The organism is Phycicoccus sp. M110.8 (assembly GCF_032464895.1).
Taxonomy (GTDB): Bacteria; Actinomycetota; Actinomycetes; order Actinomycetales; family Dermatophilaceae; genus Pedococcus.
Genome location: NZ_JAWDIC010000005.1, coordinates 81,635 through 103,599 on the forward strand (window position 1 = coordinate 81,635; position 21,965 = coordinate 103,599).

The following is a 21,965-nucleotide window of genomic DNA, read 5'->3' on the forward strand; positions in this document are numbered from 1 at the left end:
GGTCAGTCGCGGCCGAGACCTGCGTCCCGGGCCTTGATGATGGCGTCGGCCCGGTCGGCGGCGTGCAGCTTGGCGTAGACCGAGGAGACCGCGTTGCGGACCGACTTGTCCGAGAGGTGGGTCAGCCGGGCGATGTCGGCGTTGGACCGCCCGGCGGCCAGGTGGTCCAGGACCTCGCGCTCGCGGTCGGTCAGCTCGGGGAACGGCACGTCGGGCGTATTGGGCCTCCCCGAGAGGAAGTCGGTGATCCGCGCGGCGAGCGACGCCCCGAAGACCATGCCGCCCGCCGCCGCCGCGCGGATCGCCTGCTGCACCTCCGCGGCCGAGGAGCCCTTGAGCAGGTAGCCGCGGGCACCCGCGCGCAGGGCGCCCATGATCGTGTCGTCGTCCTCGTTCATGGTGAGGATGACGACGGCGGTGGCCGGCCGGGCCGCCACCACCTGGCGGGTGGCCTCGATGCCGTCCAGGAGCGGCATCTGGATGTCCATCACGACGACGTCCGGCTCGGTCTCGCGCGCGGTGAGGACGGCGTCACGCCCGTCCGCGGCCGTGCCGACGACCTCCATGCCGGGGAGAGCGTCGAGCAGCGCGACGAGCCCGTCGCGCAGGACCTGGTGGTCGTCCGCGAGGACGACGCGGATCACGGGATCGGTCACGGTGCGCTCCTCAGGGGCAGCCGGGCGCGCACGACGGTGCCACCCTCGGGCGGGCAGACCACCTCGGCGTGGCCGCCGAGCTCGGCGACGCGCTCGCGCAGGGACACCAGCCCGACGCCCGCCACGGCACCGGGGTCGACGCCGGTGCCGTCGTCGCTGACGCGCAGGTGCAGCTCGCCGGCCGTGGCCTCGAGGCAGACGTCGCACCGGGTGGCGCGGGCGTGCCTCGCCGCGTTCGTGACGGCTTCCCCGACGACCCGGTATGCCGCGACCTCGACGGCCGCGGGCAGCGCGTCCACGCCGTCGGCCTCGACGCGCACGGTGAAGCCCTGCGCGGACAGGGACGTCGCCTGCTGGCGCAGGGCACCCACGAGGCCCAGGTCGTCCAGGGCCGGGGGCCGGAGGTCGTGCACGAGCCTGCGCACGTCGGCCACGACGTCCTGCACCTGGGAGACGGCCACATCCAGGCTCTGGGACGCCGCCAGGGGATCGTGGGACAGCACGAGTCGGGCGGTCTCGATGCGGAACACGACCCCGCTGAGCGCCGGTCCGAGGCCGTCGTGCAGGTCGCGGCGGACCCGTCGGCGCTCCTCCTCGCGGGCGAGCACCAGTCGCTCGCGGCTGTCCTGCAGCTCCTCGGTGAGCCGGGCGCTGCGGGCCGCGAGGGCCGCCTGGCGCACCAGGTCGCCGAGCAGGGCCTCGTCGCGCGCCGACAGCCGCGCCCGCACGCCGTCGCGCGGCACGACCAGGCGCCCGATCGTCGCCTCACGGAACGTGATCGGCAGGGTGCGCGTGGCCGCCGGCTCCGACCCGTGCGTGGCGCTGAGCCGGCCGCCCGGCCGGTCCACCTCGACCCGCACGTAGCGGACCCCGAAGGCCCCGGCCACGGCGTCGGCCACCGCGGCGAGCTGGCCCCGCGCGTCCGCCGCCGACTCCAGCCGCGAGGCGAGGCCTGCGACGGCGTCGTAGGGGTTGTCGCGGGTGCCGAAGACGAGCCTGCGGACCCGGCCGACGAGCAGGTGCCGCAGGGCCAGGTAGACCACGGCCCCGAGCCCCAGGACCAGCACCACCTCGGTGCGCTGGTCGAGCCGCACGCCGAGCCCGTCGGTCAGGAGGGCGAGGACGGCCAGGTCGACGGCCACCACGGCCATCGCCGCGACACCGTTGAGCAGGGTGCCCGACAGCAGCTCGTCAACGCCCACCAGGTCGGGCTGCACCAGCCCGATGGTCACCGCCACCGCGGGCAGCAGGACGCCCACGGCGAAGAGCACGTCCTGGGCCCGCGTCGAGAGCGGAACCAGGGATGCCGCGACGAACAGGACGACCACTGCGCTCGCGGCCCAGAGCAGCCAGCGGATGCGCCGTCGCTCGAGGCCGGTCGAGCGACGGTGGCGGCGCCACACCACGACGACGCTGGCGAGCCCACCACAGAGCGCGAGCACGCCCAGCACCCCGGTGACCGCGTCCCCCACGCCGGGGTCCACGGGGAGGGTGCCCGCGTCGTACGACAGGCCTGCTGCACCGGTCGGGTCTCCGTTGAGGCTGCCGGGCAGGAGGACGACCGCCGTGGCCCAGAGGACGACGACGGCGACGGCGAGCCTGCTGACGACGCCCCAGGCGCCGGCGAGGAAGCGTCCGGTGGGGTAGAGCAGCAGGAGCAGTGGCACGCCGACGAGCAGGAAGCTCCCGAAGCGGCCCGAGAACCACAGGGCCAGCTGTGCACCCACGGCCGGCGGTGGCGCGTCGCGCAGCGCCCAGCCGTCGTAGGCGTCGCAGAAGCCGACGAGCAGCCAGAAGAGCCCGAACAGCACCATGACCCGACCCACCGCGTGGCCCGGCAGGCGCCGGACGACGACGAGCCCGAGGGCCAGCAGCACCAGCCCGTTGAGGCCGGAGTCCCAGCCCGGCGAGAGGGACATGCCGTAGGACTCGCGCTGAGCCCGGCTCACCTGGGCCGCCAGCAGCACGGTCGCGACGAACACGACGACGCCGGCCGTCGCCAGCAGCCCGAGCCTGAGCTGCCGGCGACGGTCGGCGGGGGCCGTCGCGGAGGCGATCGTGCGTGCGGTCACGGTCACAGGGGGATTGTCGCCCGAGGTCAGGCCTCGGCGGACCCGTTTGGCGAGTCCGAGCCCCGGCGGTGGGCCCGGTCGCCGACGGCGAACCCGAGTCCGGTGACGAGGACCATGAACTCGCCGGGCAGGCTGGCGATGTACTCCAGTGGCGAGACCCCGGCCACCGCGGTCAGGCCGCCGAGGACCAGGGCCACGAGGCCGATCCACCGCGGGACCGCGCGGTGGCGCCAGGCGGCCCACGCGATGGCCAGGCCCGTGAGGCCCACAGCGGTCCACAGGTACGGGATGGTGCCGATCCAGTGGCCGTAGAGGGCCGCGGTCTCGTCGACGAACGTCTCCGGGCGGGTGACGCCCTCGATGACCTCGGTGTCCAGGCCGGTCCCGAGGAGCAGGACCGCCGAGGTGACGGTGGTGCCGGCGACGGCCACGGTGGGCAGCATGCTGCCGTCGGGCACGGTGGCGCGCAGCCTGCGCGCCACACCGGCCCCCCAGACGAGCAGCAGCAGCGCCGCGGCCGAGGTCACGACGTGGAAGGCGGTCAGCGCGCCCCCGTGCTGGGCCAGGGTGGCGAGGATCCGGCCGGCGTCGCCGGAGGTCGCCGGGTCGTAGACCGGGTTGCCCAGGTCGGCGACGACCGACCCGGCGGACGCCGCGACAGCGGCAAGCGGCCCGGTGAGGGCCCACAGCCGGCCACGGCCGGCCCGGGGTGAGGCCGGAGTGGTGGTCGGAGTGCTGTCGGCGACGTCGTCACGGACGAGGGTGCGGGAGGTGAACTCGGTGGTGCTCACGGTGGAACTCCTTGGTCGGGCCCGAAAGGGCTCTGTCTGGTGTTCCACCACCGTGGTGGGCCGGGTGTCCCGCACCACAGGGACAACGCGGCACAGCTGCGTGGGACAGGTCGCCCTTCAGCCCAGGCCGACCGGCGCGGCCCAGAGGGCGGCGACGGCCTCGTCGCCGCCGGTCACCTCGAGCTCGGCGACGCGGTGTCGTCCGAACGCGGCGAGCAGCAGCTCCTCCGGCCGGCCCTCGAGGACGACGGTGCCGAGCTCGGTGGTCGCCCTGGCGTGGATGCGGCGGCCGTCGGGGGTGGACAGCACGACGCCGACGGGGCTGCGGCGGAAGCACAGCCGGACCACGCGCGACAGCTGGGACCACAGGGCGTCGGAAAGCCCCGGGGAGACCTGCCGCCGCGGACCGGGGACCTCGTCACCGCGCAGGACGTCCTCGTGGTGGACGAAGTACTCGGCCAGGTTGGCCAGGTCGTCCAGCTGCGGGACGCGGACCGGCGACCACACCGGCGGCCCGGAGCGCACCAGCTCCACCAGCTCGGGCCACGGCTTGGCGGCGTACTCCTTCATCCCCGCCTCAAGCCGCCCGGCCAGCGGCGGCAGCATGATCCCCACGCCGAGGTCCGGCCGGCGGTCCCGGATGACGAGGTGCGCGGCGAGGTCGGCGGTGGTCCACGGCGAGCACAGGGTCGGGGCGTCCGGCCCCGTCTCGGCAAGGGTGTCGCAGAGGGAAAACCGCTCGCGGCGGGCCAGGGAGGTCATGCGATCATCATGCCTGTCGCGGCATACGCTTGCCGTCTCGCCCACCACCACCCTGCGGAGGTTCGCTGTGCCCGTCGACGCCGCCCCGTCGCTGCGTCGTGCCCTCCGGATCGTGGGGGTCGGGGTCCGTCGGGAGCCCCGTTGGTTCGCCTTCGCCGTGGCGGGCAGCACGCTCTACGGCGTGATGACCGTGCTCACGGCGTGGGCCATCGGCAAGGTCACCCGCGAACAGGTCCAGCCGGCCGTCGAGGCCGGGCACGCGACCGCCCACCAGCTGTGGGCGACCTTCGGCTGGGTCGCCGGCGTCGTCTGCCTGAACGTCGTCGGCGTCGTCATCCGACGGATCGCGGCCGGCTACACGATGTACAACGTCGCCGCGCAGTTCCGCCGCGAGGTCACCCGGCAATACCTGCGACTGCCACTGTCGTGGCACCACCGGCACCCCTCGGGCCAGCTGCTGTCCAACGCGAATGCCGACGTCGAGGCCACGTGGAACGTGTTCGCGCCGCTGCCGATGGCCCTCGGCGTCATCGTCATGCTCATCGCGGGCATCGTCCAGATGGTCCTGGTCGACCCGGTCATGGCCATCATCGGCCTCACGGTCTTTCCCGCCCTCTTCCTCGCCAACATGGTCTTCCAGCGGGCGATGTCGCCGCGGATCGCCCGCGCCCAGCAGCTGCGGGCCGAGGTGAGCGAGGTCGCGCACGAGTCGTTCGAGGCGGCCCTGGTGGTCAAGGCGATGGGCCGCGAGCAGCAGGAGGCGGACCGGTTCGAGGAGGTCACCCGCCGCCTCCAGGTCGCCAACGTCGACGTCGGCCGCACCCGTGGCACCTTCGACCCGGTCATCGAGGCGATCCCCACGCTCGGCACCCTCGCCGTGCTCGCAGTCGGCACCCACCAGGTGGCGTCGGGGGCGCTGCAGCCTGCCGACGTCGTCCAGGTCGCCTACCTCATCTCGGTCCTGGCCTTCCCGGTGCGCGCCCTCGGCTGGGTGCTCGGTGAGCTGCCCCGCACCGTCGTCGGCTGGGACCGCGTCGACGCCGTCCTGCGGGCCCGCGGCGAGCTGACCCACGGCGAGGCGACCCTGCCACAGGGGACGTCCGCGCACTCGACCCTCACCGGCGTCGACTACTCCTACGAGGTCGTCGACGACGAGGGGAACGCCTCGCAGTTCCGTGCGATCCACGACGTCACCATCGACGTCCCCGCCGGCTCGACGGTGGCGCTGGTCGGCCCGACCGGGTCGGGGAAGTCGACGCTCACCAACCTCACCCTGCGGCTCGTCGACCCCGAGCGCGGCACGGTCAGCATCGACGGCGTGGACCTGCGCGAGGTCGCCCGGGGCGGGGTGCCGGCGGCCGGGGCGCTCGTCCCGCAGCAGACCTTCATGTTCGACGACAGCGTCCGCGGCAACGTCACCCTCGGCGTGGAGCGCACCGACGACGAGGTGTGGCACGCCCTCGAGGTGGCGCAGGCAGCCGAGTTCGTGCGGGCCCTCCCCGCCGGGCTGGACACCCACGTGGGGGAGCGGGGCGCGTCCCTGTCGGGCGGCCAGCGTCAGCGGATCGCGTTGGCCCGGGCGGTGATCCGGTCGCCGCGGCTGCTCGTCCTCGACGACGCGACGAGCGCGGTCGACCCCTCGGTCGAGCAGGCGATCCTCGGCGCGCTGCGCCGGACGAGCGAGGGGACCACCGTCCTCGTGGTCGCGTACCGGATGTCGACGATCACCCTCGCCGACGAGATCGTCTACGTCGAGAACGGCCGCGTCCTCGACCACGGCACCCACGGCGAGCTGCTCGGTCGGTGCGCGGGGTACGAGCGCCTCGTCACGGCATACGCCCGGGAGGCGGCCGAGCGCGCGGCCGTCGCGTCCGACGAGGAGGTCAACGCGTGAGCACGTCCATCGACGCCACGTCCTCGCTCGGCACCGTCGACACGCTGCGGCGCGGACTGAACCTTTCGCCCGAGCTGCGCAAGGGCATCGGCGTGACGCTGGGCCTGGCTGCCGTCACGACGGTGGGGCGCATCGTCGTGCCGTTCGTCGTGCAGCAGACCACCGACCACGGCCTGCTCGGCAAGGGCGGCCCCGACCCGGCCCTCGTCACCCGGTACGTCCTGTTCGCGCTCGTCGCCGTCGTGGCCACCGCCCTGAGCGCGTATGCCGTGAACGTGCGGCTCTACCGCGCGTCCGAGGCGGGGCTGGCGACGTTGCGGCTCAAGGCGTTCCGGCACATCCACGACCTGTCGATGCTCACCCAGAACACCGAGCGCCGCGGGTCGATGGTCAGCCGCGTGACCTCCGACGTCGACACCATCAGCCAGTTCGTGCAGTTCGGCGGGATCATCCTCATCCTCAGCCTCGGGCAGATCGTCGTGGCGACCGGGCTGATGGTCTACTACAGCCCGCTGCTGGCCGCCGTGGTGTGGCTGTGCTTCGTGCCGCTGCTGCTGGTGATCCGGCGCTTCCAGCGGGTCGTGGGTCGCGCGTACACGCAGGTGCGCGAGCGGGTCGGCGACCTCCTCGCGGCGGTCTCCGAGTCGGTCGTGGGCGCCTCGACCATCCGGGCGTACGGCGTGGAGGAGCGCACAGCGGAGCGCATCGACGCGGCGATCGATGCCCACCGCGCCGCGTCCATCCGCGCCCAGGTCCGGTCGGTCGTCGCGTTCTCCTCGGGCCAGCTCGTCGCGGGGCTGACGCTGGCCGTCGTCCTCGTCGTGGGAACCGTGCAGGCGACGCGCGGCCACCTGACCCTCGGCGAGCTGCTGGCGTTCCTGTTCCTCGTCAACCTGTTCACCCAGCCGGTGCAGCAGGCCACCGAGATCCTCAACGAGCTGCAGAACGCCGTCGCAGGGTGGCGCCGGGTCATCGGCGTCGTCGACACCCCGGCCGACGTCGCCGACCCGGGCGACGACGGGGTGGTCCTGCCTCGCGGGCCGATCAGCGTCGACTTCGACCACGTCTCGTTCGCCTACCCCGGTGGCGAGACCGTCCTGCACGACGTCGAGCTGGCGATCGCACCCCGTTCGCGGGTGGCGATCGTGGGGGAGACCGGTTCGGGCAAGTCGACCTTGGCCAAGCTGCTCACGCGCCTCATGGACCCGACCGAGGGCACCGTGCGCATCGATGGCGCCGACCTGCGCGACGTGCGGTTCTCCTCTCTGCGCGACCGGGTCGTCCTCGTCCCGCAGGAGGGCTTCCTCTTCGACGCGACCCTGCTCGAGAACGTCCGGTTCGGCCGGCCCGGTGCGAGCGACGACGACGTGCGCCTCGCGATCACCGAGCTGGGCCTCGACCACTGGCTCTCCGGCCTGCCGCAGGGGCTGGCCACGGAGGTCGGGCAGCGCGGCGAGTCGCTGTCGGCGGGGGAGCGGCAGCTCGTGGCACTGGCGCGGGCCTACCTCGCCGACCCCGACCTGCTCGTGCTCGACGAGGCCACCTCGGCGGTCGACCCGTCCACCGAGGTGCGCATCCAGCGTGCCCTCGAGGGCCTGACCCGTGGCCGGACCTCCATCGCGATCGCCCACCGGCTGTCCACCGCGGAGGCCGCCGACGAGGTCGTCGTGGTCGACAAGGGCCGCATCGTCGAGCGGGGCCCGCACCGCGAGCTCGTCGGCCGTGGCGGCGTGTACTCGGCGCTGCACGCGTCCTGGGCGGCCCAGCAGCGCGGCTGAGGCCTGCGGGCCGAGCGGGCCGCGAAGGAATGGTCGGGGCGGCCCGGGGGTATGGGCCATGCTGACGCCCGTCAGCGACAGGAAGGCCCGTCATGCCCAGCTATCAGGTCGGCTACTTCGTCGGCAGCCTCTCGTCCACGTCGATCAACCGCCGGCTCGCCGCGGCCCTCATCGGCCTTGCTCCGGCGGAGCTCGAGTTCACCGAGATCCCGATCGGCAACTTGCCCCTCTACAGCCCCGACTTCGACGACGAGTACCCGCCGGAGGCCACCGCCCTGAAGGACGCGATCGCCGCGTCCGACGCGGTGCTGTTCGTGACGCCCGAGTACAACCGCTCGATCCCGGGGGCCCTGAAGAACGCCATCGACTGGGCCTCCCGGCCGTGGGGCCAGAACTCGTTCACCCACATGCCGGCGGCGGTCTGCGGCGCCTCGGTGGGCCAGATCGGCACCGCACTCGCACAACAGAGCCTTCGTGCCGTCCTGAGCTTCTGCAACGCCCGCCAGATGACCGCCCCGGAGGCCTACATCCAGTTCTCGCCGGATGTGTTCCCCGACGACGGCCAGGTGACCGACCCCTCGACCCGGGAGTTCCTGGCGGACTTCATGAAGGAGTTCCACGTGCACACGCAGCGAGTCCTCACGGTGCTGCCGCGGGAGTAAGCCGGGGGTAGGCCCGTCGGACCGGGAGCGCCTACTCGCTGCCCGGCGTGCCTCCGGTGAGCCACTCCAGGGCCGCGACGACCATCGCGCTCGTCCCGGTGTCGAGGGTGGGTTGCACGACCGGCGCGAAGTACGGGGAGTGGTTGACGGGGACGTCCGAGGCAACGCGACCGGCGGCCTGTGCCGCGGCATACGCCTGCGGGTCCACGCCGCCGATGCCCCAGTACGTGTACGGCGCCCCCAGCGCCACTGGGAGGTCGCTGAAGTCCTCGCTGGCGCTCTGGAGCGGCAGCTCACCCGCGGCGGCGCCGAAGAACGCCGAGAAGGCCGAGTGCACTCGACCGGTCACTGCCTCGTCGTTGACCGTCGGCGGGAACCGGTCGAAGAGCTCGAACTCCGGCTCGCGCGGCGACCCCGACGCCTGGCACTCGGCCACCACGATCCGCCGAATGGCGTCGAGCACCGTCGTGCGGGTCGCCTCGTCGTAGGTGCGCACGTTGAGCTCCAGGACGGCCACGTCGTCGATGACGTTGCTCTTGCTGCCCGAGCGGATGCTGCCGACGGTGAGGACCGCGGGGCTCGTCGGCGCCACCTCCCGTGACACGACGGTCTGCAGCCGGACGACGATCATCGCGGCCAGGACGACAGGATCGACCGACGCCTGCGGCATGGAGCCGTGCGAGCCGCGGCCGTGGACCGTGACGCGCATGCTGTCCGCGGCCGACAGCACGGCGCCGGCACGGGTACCCACGGTGCCGGCCGGCATGGGGAGCACGTGCTGGGCGAAGGCCACGTCGACGGACCCCACCACGGAGGCGAGGGAGTCCTCGACCATGCGTCGTGCGCCGTCGCCCAGCTCCTCGGCGGGCTGCAGGACCACGACGAGCCGCCCCGACCACCGGTCGGTGTGCGCGGCGAGGAGGTCCGCCGCCCCGAGCAGGCAGGTGACGTGGACGTCGTGCCCGCAGGCGTGCATGACCGGGACCTCGGCGCCGGCAGGGTCTGTGGCGGTCTGCGTGCTCGCGTAGTCCAGGCCCGTCGCCTCGCGCACGGGCAGGGCGTCCATGTCCGCCCGGAGCAGCACGGTCGGGCCGGCACCGTGCTCGAGGACGCCCACGACGCCCGTCCCACCGACGCCCTCGGTGACGGCGTACCCGGCCTCGCGCAGGCGCGAGGCGGCTGCCGCAGCAGTGCGGTGCTCCTGGTGGGACAGCTCGGGGTGCTGGTGCACGTCCCGGTAGAAGTCCTCCTGCCAGCCGCGGGTTCGCGGCAGGTCGGCGAGGACGGTCGCAGCGGTCGGCGGTTCGGTCATGGCTCCTCCGAGGTGCGTGATGGGTTGGCGGGCTCGGGCTGCCGGCCCCGGTTGCGCCCGCGGCCCACGCCCCTGCGCCGGAGCCGGCCGCGGTAGCGCTGGGGGACCACCCGGGCCGGCGACCACGCGTCGGCGCTGGGCAGGATCCACCCGCGCCACCGGGCGATGAGGCACACGCCCGCGCCGACAGCGAGCCCGCCGAGCGAGCCGATGGTCGGGAGGCCGGCCTGTCGCAGGAGGACGAGGGTGCCCGCACCGGCGAGGGCGGCCGTGGCATACAGCGTGTTGCCACCCAGCACGCCCGGGACCCGGCGCAGCACGATGTCCCGCACGGCGCCGCCGCCCACGGCGGTGACGACCCCGAGGAGCACGGCAGGCAGCCAACCCAGGCCGACCGCCAGCGTCTTGGTCGCGCCCGCGCTGGCCCAGCAGCCGAGGGCGACGGCGTCGACCACCGGCCAGACGCGGTCCCAGAGGCGGCCCTCGACGGTCACCAGGTACGTCGCCGCGGCCCCGGCGAACGCCGTCGCCAGGTAGGCGTAGTCCGTGAGCGCGACGGGCGGCCCGTGCTGGAGCAGCACGTCCCGGATGATGCCGCCGCCGAGGCCCGACAGGACCGCCAGCGTGGCGAACCCGATGGGGTCCAGGCGCTCGCGGCGGGCGATGACACCGCCGAGCACCGCGTTGGCGAAGACGCCCACCAGGTCCAGGGCCCGGAAGACGTCGTCGACGCCCTGCAGCTGCACGGCTACCTGCCCGTGCCGCTCACCGGGGCGCCGTCCCGCTCCGCATGCTCCTCATCCTCCACCTGCATGCTCTCCGGTGCGCGGCGGCCGGGGCCCCGAGGCGTCACACCGCGGGCTCGGTGTCTCAGTACGGCTCGCGGACGACCCGGTCGACCCGGCGGTGAAAGCGCATGCCGGCGATGCCGCCGAGGATGGGGCCCCGACGAGGGCGATCAGGAGGGCCACCACGAGGGCGACGGCGCCTGCGGTCGTCAGGGTGCTGACGTGCATGGGCAGCCGCGGGAAGCTGTTGAGCCGCCCCAGCACGTCGTACTTGCTCCCCGCCACGGCACCGACGATGCCCACGACGATGGCGACCACCACGGACCAGACCCACACGGCCACGCCCTGACGAGCCCCGTTGAACCGGGCCATCCGCCCGGCGACGTAGCCGCCGCAGTAGTAGCTCACGAAGAGGATCACCGCGATCGCGATCGCACCGACGAGGCCGACGGTCCCGGCGTTGCCCGCCGCCTGGTTGGCCGCCGTCGTGGCGTTCGTGCCCGTCTCGAGGCCGACGGCGGTGCCGGCCGCCGCGATGACCGCGGTGAGCAGGACGGCCAGCCCCATGGCGGTCAGCCAGCCGAAGAACGCGGACCCGACCTTGACCCCGCCGTAGCGGTTGGCGCCCTCGGCGAGGCGGTCGTCGACGGCATACGCCCCGTCGTCGCGGACCACACCGTCCCGGCGGCCGTAGCGCTCGTCGTCGACCACGTCGTCGCGGCGTGCGAGCCGCTCGTCCCGCACGTCGTTCCTCTCGTCCCGGATGTCGCTCATGCCGTGCACCTCCCGTGGGGGCGCGGGCGGTCGCAGGCGGTGTGCCGCGGCGCCGCGTCACCCGGGTTTCTGCCCGCTGAGGCGTCCGGCGAAACATGCCGGTCGCCAACTCCCGTGGCTCGGCACCCGTACCCCGGAGGGGCACTGCCTCGTTGAGGGGTCGGGTGAGACCACGGAGCAGTGCGTCCCCGGCGTCGAACCCACGCGCGAGCCCACCCCCCGGGGGCTCGTCCCGCTCGGACCGAGGAGCCATGCGCATGGTGTCACCCGTCTTCGCCCGTCTCCGCCCACGCCCGAGGCTCGCGGCCCTGGCCGTCGCCTGCGTCGTGGGTGGCCTCGTCGCCGCCGCGCCCGCCCTGGCGGCCACCCCCGACTCGGGGACCGTCTCGGACACGAGCACGAGCACCCAGTGGACCGCCGGCCCGTTCGCACTGGCGAACGTCACCGGCACCACGGGTGACGTGACCTGTGGCCCGCAGCTCTGCGACGACTTCGCCCTGCACGTCTCGACCCCCAGCGGGTACGGCGACAGCCACCAGCTCACGGTCAAGGTCGGCTGGGCGAACGCCGCCGCCGACTTCGACATCTACCTGCTCGACTCCAAGGGCGCGGTCGTCGCGTCGTCGGCGTCGAGCGCCGACCCCGAGGTCATGGTGGTGCCGCCGACGAGCGGCGACTACACCGTGCGCGTCGTGCCGTACGCCCCGCTGGGGGAGTCGGTCACCGGGACCGCCACGCTCACCGACATCGCGCCGAACCCGGCGCCCAGCACGGCGACGCCGCCGACATACAGCCAGTACGGCGCCCCGGAGTCCTTCGCCCAGGCGCACAACGCGGGTGAGCCGTCCATCGGCAGCAGCCACAAGACGGGTTCGACCTTCTACCAGGCGCTCTACGACACCTACAAGGCGACGTGGGACGACAGCACCATCCCGTCGAAGGTCACGTGGACCGACGTGTCGGCCACGCCCACGAACGGTTGCCTGACCGGCGGCTCGACGTCCCTCGACCCGATCGGGTTCACCGACCCGACGACCGGACGGGTCTTCGAGAGCCAGCTGGCCGGCAAGACCTCGCTCATGTGCTGGTCCGACGACGAGGGGAAGACCTGGTCGCCGAGCCAGGGCGGTGGCATCAACTCCGGCGTCGACCACCAGACCGTCGGTGGCGGCCCATACTCGCCCAACGGGATCGGCGCCCTGCCGACCTCGACGTACCCCAATGCGGTCTACTACTGCAGCCAGGACATCGCCGACGCGAGCTGTGCCTCGAGCCACGACGGTGGCACCACCTTCGGCCCGGCCGTCCCGATGTACTCCCTGCTCGACTGCGGTGGCCTGCACGGGCACGTCAAGGTCGCTCCCGACGGCACGGTCTACGTCCCGAACAAGTCGTGCGGCGGCAACCAGGCCGTGGCCGTCTCTGAGGACGGCGGCACCACGTGGTCGGTCCGCAAGGACCCGGCCAGCACCGCCGGTGACTCCGACCCCAGCGTGGGGATCGGCTCCAAGGGGACGGTGTACATGGGCTACCAGGCCGCCGACGGCACCCCCCGCATCGCCGTGAGCCGCGACAAGGGCAAGACGTGGACCGACGACCAGAACGTCGGCGCGAGCCTCGGCATCCACAACACCGTCTTCCCGGCGGTCGTGGCCGGTGACGACGACCGCGCCTCGTTCGCCTTCATCGGCACGACGACGGGCGGCAACTACCAGGACGCCACCAACTTCAAGGGCGTGTGGCACCTCTACGTCGCCACCACCTACGACGGCGGCAAGAGCTGGGTCACGGTCGACACGACGCCGAACGACCCGGTGCAGCGCGGCTCCATCTGCACCGGCGGCACGACCTGCGGCAACGACCGCAACCTGCTGGACTTCATGGACGCCACGGTGGACCGCACCGGCCGGGTCGAGGTCGGCTACGCCGACGGCTGCACCGGCACCTGCGCCCAGCCGGGTGGCACGCAGAACTTCGACGCGTACGCCACCATCGCGCGCCAGCAGTCGGGCAACACCCTGTACGCCGCGTACGACGCCCTGCCGAACCTGACCCCGACCACGCTGTCGGTGGCCAAGACCTCGGGGCTGTATGCCGCGACGACGACCGTCGCGAACACCGGCAAGGCCGCCGCGTCGGGCGTCACGACCCGGCTGCTGGTCGACGGGGTCAACGTGGCGACGTCGTCCCCCGTCGACCTGGCGGCCGGGCGGTCGACCACGGTGGCCTTCCCGGGCGTGCGGCTCGGCAAGGGGACGCACACGGTGCAGGTGGTCGTCGACCCCGCGAACTCGGTCAAGGAGTCCGACGAGACCGACAACAGCCGGCAGATGCAGGTCCTGCGATGACGCAGCCGGTGCGGTGGCTGCGGACGGGCTCCCGTCCCGCAGCCGCCGCGCTGGCCGCGGTGGCGGTGCTCGTGCTCGCGGCCTGCGGGACGGACGAGATGGAGGTCGCGATGAAGGAGCCGGCCGCCAGCGGCAGCTCGAAGGCCCCTGCTCCCGTCTGTGCCAAGGACGCGACGGCAGTGGACCTGCCCGCCTCGTTCCCGGCCGCGGCGACCGTGCCGGACGGTTACGTGGTGACCGGGACCGAGGCCCGCAGCGCGGGACGGACGGTCGTGACCGCGGTGTCGCCCAAACCCTTCAAGCAGACCCTGGCCGAGATGCAACAGGCCTACTCCAGCCGCGGCTGGAAGCCGTCGGAGGGCGAGGTCGAGGAGCGCGACGCCGAGTCGAACTTCGCGGGCAACGGGCTGCGCGGCCGCTGGGCCATCCGGGAGATGCCCGAGTGCCCGACCAACACCTCCGTGAGCGTGCTTCTCGGCAAGTAGCCGGCTGACGGCTCACTGCGACCGACCGGTTCCCGAGGCGATGAACCGGTCGGTCGCCGGCCTCGTGTACCGGGTGGCGCCCCGCGTCCTGTGGGGCGCCGCCGATCCGGGAGGTAGCCCATGCCACGCATCGTCCGTCGCCATACACCCCTGCTCGCCCTCGGCGCCGCCGTCGGTGCCGCTGTCGGGCTGCTCGCCGCCGGCGCCCCTGCTGACGCCGGGGCCCCCACGGCATACCGCCAGGTGAACCTCGTCTCGGACGTCCCCGGCCTGGCCCAGGTCACCGACCCGCACCTGGTCAACGCCTGGGGCGCCTCGTACCTCGGTGCGAGCCCGCTCTGGGTCTCCGACAACGGCGCCGACGTGACGACGCTCTACAGGGGTGGGGTCGGCGGAAGCACGCAGGCGGTGGTGCCGCTCGTCGTGAGCATCCCCGGTGGCGCCCCCACCGGGCAGGTGTCGAACCCGACCACGGCCTTCGTCGTCCACGACGCAGCCGGGAACTCGGCTCCCGCACGGTTCCTCTTCGTCGGCGAGACCGGTCACCTGAGCGGCTGGAACCCGGCCGTCGGAGGCACCGGTGCGCCCCCGTCGACCCACGCCGTCGACGCCGTCGTCACACCCGGCGCGGTCGACAAGGGGATGGCCATGGGCCAGACGGCGCAGGGGCCGCGGCTCTACGTGGCGGACTTCTCTGCCGGCACCGTCGACGTCTACGACGGGACGTTCCAGCGGGTCACCACCCCTGGTGGCTTCACCGACCCGCAGCTCCCGAGCGGCTACGCGCCGTTCAACGTCATGGTCAGCGGGGGCACCGTCTACGTCTCGTATGCCAAGCAGGACAGCGCCCGCCACGACGAGGTCGCCGGCCAGGGCCGCGGTCGGGTCGACGCCTTCACCCTCGACGGCGTGCTCCTGCGCAGGCTGCCCGGGCACGGGGTGCTCGACGCGCCGTGGGGCATGACGATCGCACCCGAGGGCTTCGGGTCGCTGTCCGGCGACCTGCTCGTGGGGAACTTCGGCGACGGCAGGATCCACGCGTTCGACCCTGCGACGCTCACGTTCGCCGGCACCGTCAGGGATGGCGCCGGCAGGGCGGTCGCCATCGACGGCCTGTGGGCGCTGCTGCCGGGCAACGGCACGGAGGGCTCACCGCACGACGTGCTGTTCACGGCCGGCCCGCAGGACGAGGCACACGGCCTGCTCGGCCTGCTGCACGCCACGCCCTGACCCGGGTGAGGTGCCGCGGGTCGGGCCGGTGTGCCCACCCGCGGCGCCGGCCGTTGCCCGGGGCCCACCCGGTGGTTACGCTCCGCGGGCGGGCGGCCCACGAGGGCCGGCTGCGGAACCGCGCGAAGGGAAGGCACGGCATGCCGGCACACGACTCCTGGCCCACCCTGGACGAGCTGGTGCAGGAGGAGGAGCGGCTTGTCCTGCCCTCGCTCACCGAGGACGACGCCTGGGCCCTCGGGTGCCGCGCCGCGGAGGCGGCCCGCGCGCAGTCGCTGCCCGTCTCGATCGGGATCTGGCGCGGCGGGCACCAGCTCTTCCACTGCGGCCTGCCGGGGTCGACGAGCGACAACGACGCGTGGCTGCGCCGCAAGGGGCGCGTGGTCACGCACTTCGAGCGCTCCTCGCTCCACCTGTCGCGCATGGTCCGCGAGCAGGGGACGACCCTCGCCGAGAAGTTCGCCCTCCCCGCGTCCCGGTATGCCGCGGCCGGCGGCGCCGTGCCGCTGCGCGTCCGGGGCGCCGGGGTCGTGGGCTGGATGGGCGTGTCCGGACTGCCGCAGGTGGAGGACCACCGGTTCGTGGTGCGGATCCTGCGCGAGCACCTGGCCGACGGGCCGTCCGCGTGATCGGTGCCCGGTGGGGCGTCACGCAGGACGAGACCCGGCTGCACTTCGACTGCGACGACCTCGTCGGAGCCCGTCCCGCGCTCGAGGCGTGGCGCGGCGTGACGGTCGAGGCGCCGCCGTCGGTGGTGTGGCCCTGGGTCGGGCAGGTCCGTGTCGCACCGTACTCCTACGACTGGCTGGACAACCTCGGCCGCCGTTCGCCGCGCGACCTGGTGGGGCTGGCGGAACCACGGGTCGGGGAACCGTTCACCCGCTCCGGCGGCCGGCCTCTCGGGCGGCTGGCGGCGGTGGAACCGGGTCGCCAGCTGACTGGCGAGATCCTCGGCGCGTACCTGTCCTACCTCTTGGTTTCGTTGGGGGAGAACGGCACCCGGCTCCTGCTCAAGGTCGTCATGGACACCAGGCCCGTGCTCGCGCCGTTCCTCTCCGTCGGTGACCTCGTCATGGCGCGACGGCAGCTCCTCAACCTCAAGGCCCGGGCCGAGGCCATCGCGCACTGAACGTCTCCGGCCTGCGGGCCGGGTGCACGACGACTCCTCCTCACAGCCACGCCCGCTGCGCTGAGAGGGACTTGTTACGGACGCTTCACAGCGCCCGGCAGGACGTGAAACACCGGCTGCCCATGCTGTCGGGACAGCCGGCCGGAGACCTCCGGCCCTCCCGACAAGGAGGCACCGATGTCCTCTCCCACCCGCGAGCACCCGACCGCGTCGCAGGCCCCGACCCACGCCCCGTCGCTGCCGGGCACCACAGGACCCGAGTCGGGCCCGGCCGCCCAGCCGGTCCGCCGGGCCGGGCGGTGGATCGACCACTGGGACCCCGAGGACGCCACGTTCTGGCGCGGCGGCGGTCGCCGCATCGCCCGCCGCAACCTGGTCTTCTCGGTGCTCGCGGAGCTCCTGGGCTTCTGCGTCTGGGCCCTGTGGAGCGTGGTCGTGCCGCTGCTGCCCGCTGCCGGGTTCGACCTGAGCCTGGACCAGCAGTTCTGGCTGATCGCCGTGCCCAGCCTGGTCGGCGCGACGCTGCGCATCCCGTACACGTTCGCCGTGCCGGCCTTCGGTGGGCGCAACTGGACGGTCGTCAGCGCGCTCCTGCTGCTGGTCCCGGCCAGCGCGCTGGCGTGGGTGGTCACCCGGCCGGACACTCCGTTCGGGATGCTGCTCGCGTGCGCCGCGCTCGCCGGCTTCGGCGGCGGCAACTTCGCCTCGTCGATGACCAACATCTCCTTCTTCTTCCCCGAAGCGGAGAAGGGAAAGGCGTTGGGGCTCAACGCCGCCGGCGGCAACCTCGGCACCGGGGTGGTGCAGCTGGTCGTCCCCGCCGTCGTCGCCGTCGGGGCCGGCGTGCACCTCGAGCGCGCCGGGCTGCTGTTCGTGCCGCTCGCCGTGCTCGCCGCGGCCGGGGCCTGGCGGTTCATGGACAACCTCAGCGGGGTGCGTGCCGACTACCGCAGCTTCGCCGTCGCCGTCCGCAACCGGCACACCTGGCTCATCTCCTTCCTGTACATCGGGACGTTCGGCTCCTTCATCGGGTATGCCGGCGCCTTCCCGACGCTGCTCAAGACGCAGTTCCCGGGCGCGCCGATGCAGCTGGCGTTCCTCGGCGCGCTGGTGGGCGCCCTGGCCCGCCCGCTCGGGGGAGTGGTCGCCGACCGGCTCGGCGGGGCGCGCATCACCATCGCGTCGTTCGCCGTGCTGGCCGCCGGTGCCGTGGCCGCGGTCGTGGCCCTGCACACGCACGACTTCGCCCTCTTCTTCGCCGCCTTCATGGTCCTGTTCACCGGTGCCGGGGTCGGCAACGGCGCGACCTACCGGATGATCCCGGCGGTGTTCCGGGCCGGCGCCGACGGCGCGGACCAGCTCGGTGTCGCCCGCAAGGCCGCGGCCGGCTGCATCGGCATCGCCGGCGCCGTGGGTGCCTACGGCGGGTTCCTCATCCCGCGCGGCTTCGCCATGGCCAAGGCGGCGTACGGCTCGCTCGTGCCGGCCCTGTGGGTGTTCGTCGCCGCGTATGCCGTGATGGCGGCGGCCACGTGGGCGGTCTACCAGCGCCGCGGGTCGGCCCTGGCCCGCGAGTCGATCTGAGGGGACGCCGTGCCTGCCGAGACACCCGTCGCCACCCACTGCCCCTACTGCGCCCTGCAGTGCGCCCAGTCCCTCACGACGACCGGACCCACCGTCGAGGTCGCCGGACGCGAGTTCCCCACCAACCGGGGCGGGCTGTGCCAGAAGGGCTGGACGAGCGCGAGCCTGCTGACCGCGCCCGACCGGCTGGTCACGCCGCTGGTGCGCGGCGCGGACGGCGAGCTCGTCCCCACCGACTGGGCCGAGGCGCTCGACCTCGTCGCCGCGCGGCTCGCCCGGCTCCGCGCCGAGGACGGCCCCGACGTCGTGGCCGTCTTCGGTGGCGGGGGCCTCACGAACGAGAAGGCCTACCAGCTGGGCAAGTTCGCGCGCGTGGCTCTCGGGACGGCGAACATCGACTACAACGGCAGGTTCTGCATGAGCAGCGCCGCTGCGGCCGCCAACCGTTCCCTGGGGCTGGACCGAGGCCTCCCGTTCCCCCTGGCGGACCTCGGCGGTGCGGACGCGGTGCTCCTGCTCGGCAGCAACCTCGCCGAGACGATGCCGCCGGCGGTCGGCCACCTCGCCGGGGTCCGGTCCCGCGGCGGGCTCGTCGTCGTCGACCCCCGGCGCAGCGCCACCGCCGACCTCGCGGCCGACGGGCAGGGCCTGCACCTGCAGCCGCTCCCCGGCACCGACCTGGTCGTGCTGCTCGCGCTCCTGCACGTCGTGCTCGGCGAGGGGCTCGCCGACACGGCATACCTCGCGTCGCGGGTCTCCGGCCTCGAGGAGGTGCGTCGCGGCGCCGCCCTGTGGTGGCCGGAGCGGGCCGAGCAGGTCTGCGGTGTGCCTGCGGCCACCCTGCGGGGGACCGCGCGCCTGCTCGCAGCGGCGAGCCCGGCGCGGGGCGGCGCCGGCGTGTACGTCCTCACCGGCCGTGGTGTGGAGCAGTCCCGCCAGGGCACCGCCACGGTCACGGCAGCGCTCAACCTCGCGCTCGCGCTCGGGCTGCCCGGGCGGGTCGGCAGCGGGTACGGCGCGCTCACCGGCCAGGGCAACGGCCAGGGCGGGCGCGAGCACGGCCAGAAGGCGGACCAGCTGCCCGGGTACCGGAGCATCGAGGACCCGGCGGCCCGCGCGCACGTGGCCGCGGTGTGGGGCGTGGACCCCGCGTCGCTGCCCGGCAAGGGTCTCCCGGCGGTGGAGCTGCTCGACTCCCTCGGCCGTCCCGGCGGGCCGCGGGCGCTGCTCGTCCACGGCGCCAACCTCGTCGTCAGTGCCCCGGACGCGACCCGCGTGCGGGAGCGTCTGGCGGACCTCGACCTGCTGGTCGTCTGCGACGTCGTGCCCTCCGAGACCGCGCGGCTCGCCGACGTCGTGCTCCCGGTGACGCAGTGGGCCGAGGAGGAGGGCACCATGACGTCCCTGGAGGGCAGGGTGCTGCGGCGGCGCAAGGCGGTCGACCCACCCGACGGCGTGCGGTCCGAGCTCTGGGTCTGCGCCGAGCTGGCCCGCCGGCTCGGGTCGCCCGGACGCTGGAGCACGGACGCGTCGGAGGTGTTCGACGAGCTGGCGCGGGCGTCCGCCGGGGGCCGGGCGGACTACGGCGGCCTGAGCCACGAGCGGCTCGACGGCGACGAGGCCCTGCACTGGCCGGTGCCGGCGGGGTCCGGCGGGGACGCCCCGCATCCGGGCACCCCCCGGCTGTTCCTCGACACCTTCCCGACGCCGGACGGCCGGGCCCGCATGGTGGCCGTGGACCACGTCGGGCCCGCCGACGACCTGCGGCCGGACGCGCCCGTGTACCTCGTCACCGGCCGGGTCCTGCAGCACTACCAGTCGGGTGCCCAGACCAGGCGGGTGGCCGAGCTGCGCTCCGCAGTGCCGCAGCCGTTCGTGGAGGTGCACCCGCTGCTCGCCGCGCGGCTGGGCGTCGAGCCCGGCGCGTTCCTGCGGGTGAAGAGCGCCCGCGGTGTCGCGACCGCGCAGGCACGGGTCACCGACCGGGTGCGGCCGGACACCGTGTTCATGCCGTTCCACTGGAGCGGACCGGGCAGCGTCAACCGCGTCACCTCCGCCGCCACCGACCCCGTGTCCGGGATGCCCGAGCTCAAGGTCTGCGCCGTCGACGTGGCACAGGCCCACCCGTCGCCTCCCGGGGCGGCGCGACAGGAGGCGATGCGATGAGGATCGTCGTCGTCGGCAACGGCATGGTCGGCTCACGGTTCGTCGAGGACCTGCTCGCCGCGGACCGCGCCGGCAAGTACGACGTCACGGTGCTGGGCGCGGAGGCGTGCGAGCCGTACAACCGCGTGCTGCTCAGCGAGGTCGTCGCAGGCGCGTACGACCTCGCCGCCCTCACTCTCCCGACACCTGCCCACCCCCGCCTCACGGTCCGGCGCGGCAGCACCGCCGTGGCCCTCGACCGCGAGGACCGGGTGGTGGTCGACTCCGACGGTCTCCGGCACCGCTACGACCAGCTGGTCCTGGCGACCGGCGCCGTGGCCCGCATCCCCCCGCTCGCCGACCTCGGCGCGGACCCGGGCTCGCTGGTCCCTGGGGTGCACGCACTGCGGACCATCGACGACGCCCGCGAGATCGTGGCTGCGACCTACAACGCGACGAATGCCGTGGTGCTCGGTGCGGGTGTCCTCGGCCTGGAGGTGGCCTGCGGCCTGGCGCGGCGCGGCTGCGGCGTCACGGTCGTGCACCCGGCCGCGGCGATGATGGAGCGCCAGCTCGACGGAGCGGCCAGCCAGGCCCTCGAGGGCGCGATGGCGCGGCTCGGCATCGAGCACCGGGTCGGGGTCGGCGCCGACGGCATCCGCCTCGAGCGCGGCCGGCTCAGTGGCGTGCGCCTCGCCGGTGGCGAGGTGCTGCCCGCCGACCTCCTCGTGGTCGCGACCGGCACCGTCGTCGACACCTCGCTGGCAGCCGCCGCCGGCCTCCCGACCGGGCGCGGCGTGCTGGTGGGGAAGGACCTGGCCAGCCCGGCCGACCGGAGGGTGTTCGCGATCGGGGACTGCGCCCAGCCGCCGGAGGGCGGGACCGGGCTCGTCGCCCAGGGGTGGGAGCAGGCACGCCGCCTGGCCGCCGCCCTGACCGCCGGGACGGCCGAGCCCGTCGCCGGCCCGTCGGCCTCCGACACGTCGGCGTCCGGCCCGTCGGCGTCCGGCCCCTCGGCGTCGGGCACGGACGTCGTCCGGCTCAAGGCGCACGGTCTCGACGTCGTGGCCATGGGCGTCTGCGGCAGCGCCCGCCCCGACGACCCGGAGCGGCGCAGCCTGCGCCTCAGCGACCCCGGGGCCGGCCGGCACGTGGAGGTGGTCGTCTCGGGGGACCGCCTCGTCGGCGCCACCTGCGTCGGGGCCGGACAGGTCGCAGCCGACCTCGTCGCGGCGTACACGCGCCGTACGCCGCTACCGGCCGACCCGGCATACCTCCTCCTGCCGGCCCTCGCTGCCGCACGCACTGACACTGCCGCGGACCCCACGTCGCTGCCCGACGACGCCACGGTCTGCCGCTGCAACGGCGTCAGCAAGGGCGCCATCGCCGCGGCCCTGGGCGACGGGGCGCAGTCCCTCGACGAGGTCGCCCGTGCGACCCGCGCGACCACAGGGTGCGGCGGGTGCACCGACGACGTGTGCGCCCTGGTCGAGGCCCTCGCACCTCACCGCGACCGCTCCGAGCCGGTGAAAACCGTTTAACGAAGGGGAAACAC

Annotated in this window: 18 protein-coding genes; 11 read left to right on the plus strand and 7 right to left on the minus strand. The window is 74.0% G+C overall.

Features of this window, described 5'->3' with window-relative positions; all coding sequences use genetic code 11:
• Window positions 1-2: 2 nt before the first annotated feature.
• The 4 genes from RKE38_RS18760 to RKE38_RS18775 all read right to left on the minus strand — a co-directional run bounded on the left by RKE38_RS18760 (window position 3) and on the right by RKE38_RS18775 (window position 4,281).
• The gene (locus RKE38_RS18760) at window positions 3-656 is read right to left on the minus strand and encodes a response regulator transcription factor (protein ID WP_316008997.1); all 654 of its coding nucleotides are present in this window, start codon (window positions 654-656) and stop codon (window positions 3-5) included.
• On the minus strand, window positions 653-2,734 hold the full coding sequence (locus RKE38_RS18765) for a sensor histidine kinase (RefSeq protein WP_316008998.1): 2,082 nt from the start codon (window positions 2,732-2,734) through the stop codon (window positions 653-655). Before RKE38_RS18765 ends, RKE38_RS18760 begins: the two co-directional genes overlap by 4 nt.
• 20 nt (window positions 2,735-2,754) lie before the next feature.
• Window positions 2,755-3,519, minus strand: coding sequence for a hypothetical protein (locus tag RKE38_RS18770; RefSeq protein ID WP_316008999.1), 765 nt, complete (start codon window positions 3,517-3,519; stop codon window positions 2,755-2,757).
• A gap of 117 nt (window positions 3,520-3,636) precedes the next feature.
• Window positions 3,637-4,281 (minus strand): TIGR03085 family metal-binding protein, encoded by a 645-nt coding sequence (locus RKE38_RS18775; RefSeq protein WP_316009000.1) that lies wholly within the window; start codon window positions 4,279-4,281, stop codon window positions 3,637-3,639.
• Window positions 4,282-4,348: 67 nt separating this feature from the next.
• Here RKE38_RS18775 and RKE38_RS18780 point away from each other — a divergent pair, with 67 nt between their 5' ends.
• The 3 genes from RKE38_RS18780 (at window position 4,349) to RKE38_RS18790 (ending at window position 8,615) form a co-directional block, all read left to right on the plus strand.
• The gene (locus RKE38_RS18780) at window positions 4,349-6,175 is read left to right on the plus strand and encodes an ABC transporter ATP-binding protein (RefSeq protein WP_316009001.1); all 1,827 of its coding nucleotides are present in this window, start codon (window positions 4,349-4,351) and stop codon (window positions 6,173-6,175) included.
• The gene (locus tag RKE38_RS18785; protein WP_316009002.1) at window positions 6,172-7,953 is read left to right on the plus strand and encodes an ABC transporter ATP-binding protein; all 1,782 of its coding nucleotides are present in this window, start codon (window positions 6,172-6,174) and stop codon (window positions 7,951-7,953) included. The genes RKE38_RS18780 and RKE38_RS18785 overlap by 4 nt, the downstream gene beginning before the upstream one ends.
• A 92-nt stretch (window positions 7,954-8,045) precedes the next feature.
• Window positions 8,046-8,615 (plus strand): NADPH-dependent FMN reductase, encoded by a 570-nt coding sequence (locus RKE38_RS18790; RefSeq protein WP_316009003.1) that lies wholly within the window; start codon window positions 8,046-8,048, stop codon window positions 8,613-8,615.
• Window positions 8,616-8,646: 31 nt separating this feature from the next.
• Here RKE38_RS18790 and RKE38_RS18795 read toward each other — a convergent pair whose 3' ends face one another.
• Genes RKE38_RS18795 through RKE38_RS18805 form a run of 3 tightly spaced genes read right to left on the minus strand, consistent with a single transcriptional unit; the run spans window position 8,647 to window position 11,489 of the window.
• A complete protein-coding gene (locus tag RKE38_RS18795) occupies window positions 8,647-9,927 on the minus strand; it encodes an amidohydrolase (protein WP_316009004.1) in 1,281 nt (426 codons plus the stop codon).
• Window positions 9,924-10,673 carry a trimeric intracellular cation channel family protein gene (locus tag RKE38_RS18800; RefSeq protein ID WP_316009005.1) on the minus strand — a complete coding sequence of 250 codons (750 nt, stop codon included), beginning with the start codon at window positions 10,671-10,673 and terminating at the stop codon, window positions 9,924-9,926. Before RKE38_RS18800 ends, RKE38_RS18795 begins: the two co-directional genes overlap by 4 nt.
• 51 nt (window positions 10,674-10,724) lie before the next feature.
• Window positions 10,725-11,489, minus strand: coding sequence for a hypothetical protein (locus tag RKE38_RS18805; protein ID WP_316009006.1), 765 nt, complete (start codon window positions 11,487-11,489; stop codon window positions 10,725-10,727).
• Window positions 11,490-11,746: 257 nt separating this feature from the next.
• Here RKE38_RS18805 and RKE38_RS18810 point away from each other — a divergent pair, with 257 nt between their 5' ends.
• The 8 genes from RKE38_RS18810 to RKE38_RS18845 all read left to right on the plus strand — a co-directional run bounded on the left by RKE38_RS18810 (window position 11,747) and on the right by RKE38_RS18845 (window position 21,951).
• Window positions 11,747-13,837 carry a CARDB domain-containing protein gene (locus RKE38_RS18810; protein ID WP_316009007.1) on the plus strand — a complete coding sequence of 697 codons (2,091 nt, stop codon included), beginning with the start codon at window positions 11,747-11,749 and terminating at the stop codon, window positions 13,835-13,837.
• Complete coding sequence (locus RKE38_RS18815; protein ID WP_316009008.1) at window positions 13,834-14,322, plus strand: hypothetical protein; 489 nt, start codon at window positions 13,834-13,836, stop codon at window positions 14,320-14,322. Before RKE38_RS18810 ends, RKE38_RS18815 begins: the two co-directional genes overlap by 4 nt.
• A 120-nt stretch (window positions 14,323-14,442) precedes the next feature.
• On the plus strand, window positions 14,443-15,552 hold the full coding sequence (locus tag RKE38_RS18820; RefSeq protein WP_316009009.1) for a TIGR03118 family protein: 1,110 nt from the start codon (window positions 14,443-14,445) through the stop codon (window positions 15,550-15,552).
• Between the two features lie 140 nt (window positions 15,553-15,692).
• Window positions 15,693-16,181: a heme-degrading domain-containing protein gene (locus RKE38_RS18825; protein WP_316009010.1), complete on the plus strand. Its 489-nt coding sequence runs from the start codon at window positions 15,693-15,695 to the stop codon at window positions 16,179-16,181.
• A complete protein-coding gene (locus RKE38_RS18830) occupies window positions 16,178-16,681 on the plus strand; it encodes a hypothetical protein (RefSeq protein WP_316009011.1) in 504 nt (167 codons plus the stop codon). Before RKE38_RS18825 ends, RKE38_RS18830 begins: the two co-directional genes overlap by 4 nt.
• 177 nt (window positions 16,682-16,858) lie before the next feature.
• Window positions 16,859-18,265, plus strand: a complete 1,407-nt coding sequence (locus RKE38_RS18835; protein WP_316009012.1) for a nitrate/nitrite transporter — start codon at window positions 16,859-16,861, stop codon at window positions 18,263-18,265.
• A gap of 9 nt (window positions 18,266-18,274) precedes the next feature.
• Window positions 18,275-20,431, plus strand: a complete 2,157-nt coding sequence (locus RKE38_RS18840; RefSeq protein WP_316009013.1) for a molybdopterin oxidoreductase family protein — start codon at window positions 18,275-18,277, stop codon at window positions 20,429-20,431.
• Window positions 20,428-21,951: an FAD-dependent oxidoreductase gene (locus tag RKE38_RS18845; RefSeq protein ID WP_316009014.1), complete on the plus strand. Its 1,524-nt coding sequence runs from the start codon at window positions 20,428-20,430 to the stop codon at window positions 21,949-21,951. Before RKE38_RS18840 ends, RKE38_RS18845 begins: the two co-directional genes overlap by 4 nt.
• Window positions 21,952-21,965: the final 14 nt, after the last annotated feature.

Excerpts from the sequence above, each read along its gene's own strand:
- RKE38_RS18775 (WP_316009000.1), bottom strand. The coding sequence starts at position 4,281 with ATGACCTCCCTGGCCCGCCGCGAGCGGTTTTCCCTCTGCGACACCCTT.
- RKE38_RS18790 (WP_316009003.1), top strand. The coding sequence starts at position 8,046 with ATGCCCAGCTATCAGGTCGGCTACTTCGTCGGCAGCCTCTCGTCCACG.
- RKE38_RS18795 (WP_316009004.1), bottom strand. The coding sequence starts at position 9,927 with ATGACCGAACCGCCGACCGCTGCGACCGTCCTCGCCGACCTGCCGCGA.
- RKE38_RS18805 (WP_316009006.1), bottom strand. The coding sequence starts at position 11,489 with ATGAGCGACATCCGGGACGAGAGGAACGACGTGCGGGACGAGCGGCTC.
- RKE38_RS18810 (WP_316009007.1), top strand. The coding sequence starts at position 11,747 with ATGGTGTCACCCGTCTTCGCCCGTCTCCGCCCACGCCCGAGGCTCGCG.
- RKE38_RS18815 (WP_316009008.1), top strand. The coding sequence starts at position 13,834 with ATGACGCAGCCGGTGCGGTGGCTGCGGACGGGCTCCCGTCCCGCAGCC.
- RKE38_RS18820 (WP_316009009.1), top strand. The coding sequence starts at position 14,443 with ATGCCACGCATCGTCCGTCGCCATACACCCCTGCTCGCCCTCGGCGCC.
- RKE38_RS18825 (WP_316009010.1), top strand. The coding sequence starts at position 15,693 with ATGCCGGCACACGACTCCTGGCCCACCCTGGACGAGCTGGTGCAGGAG.
- RKE38_RS18835 (WP_316009012.1), top strand. The coding sequence starts at position 16,859 with ATGTCCTCTCCCACCCGCGAGCACCCGACCGCGTCGCAGGCCCCGACC.
- RKE38_RS18845 (WP_316009014.1), top strand. The coding sequence starts at position 20,428 with ATGAGGATCGTCGTCGTCGGCAACGGCATGGTCGGCTCACGGTTCGTC.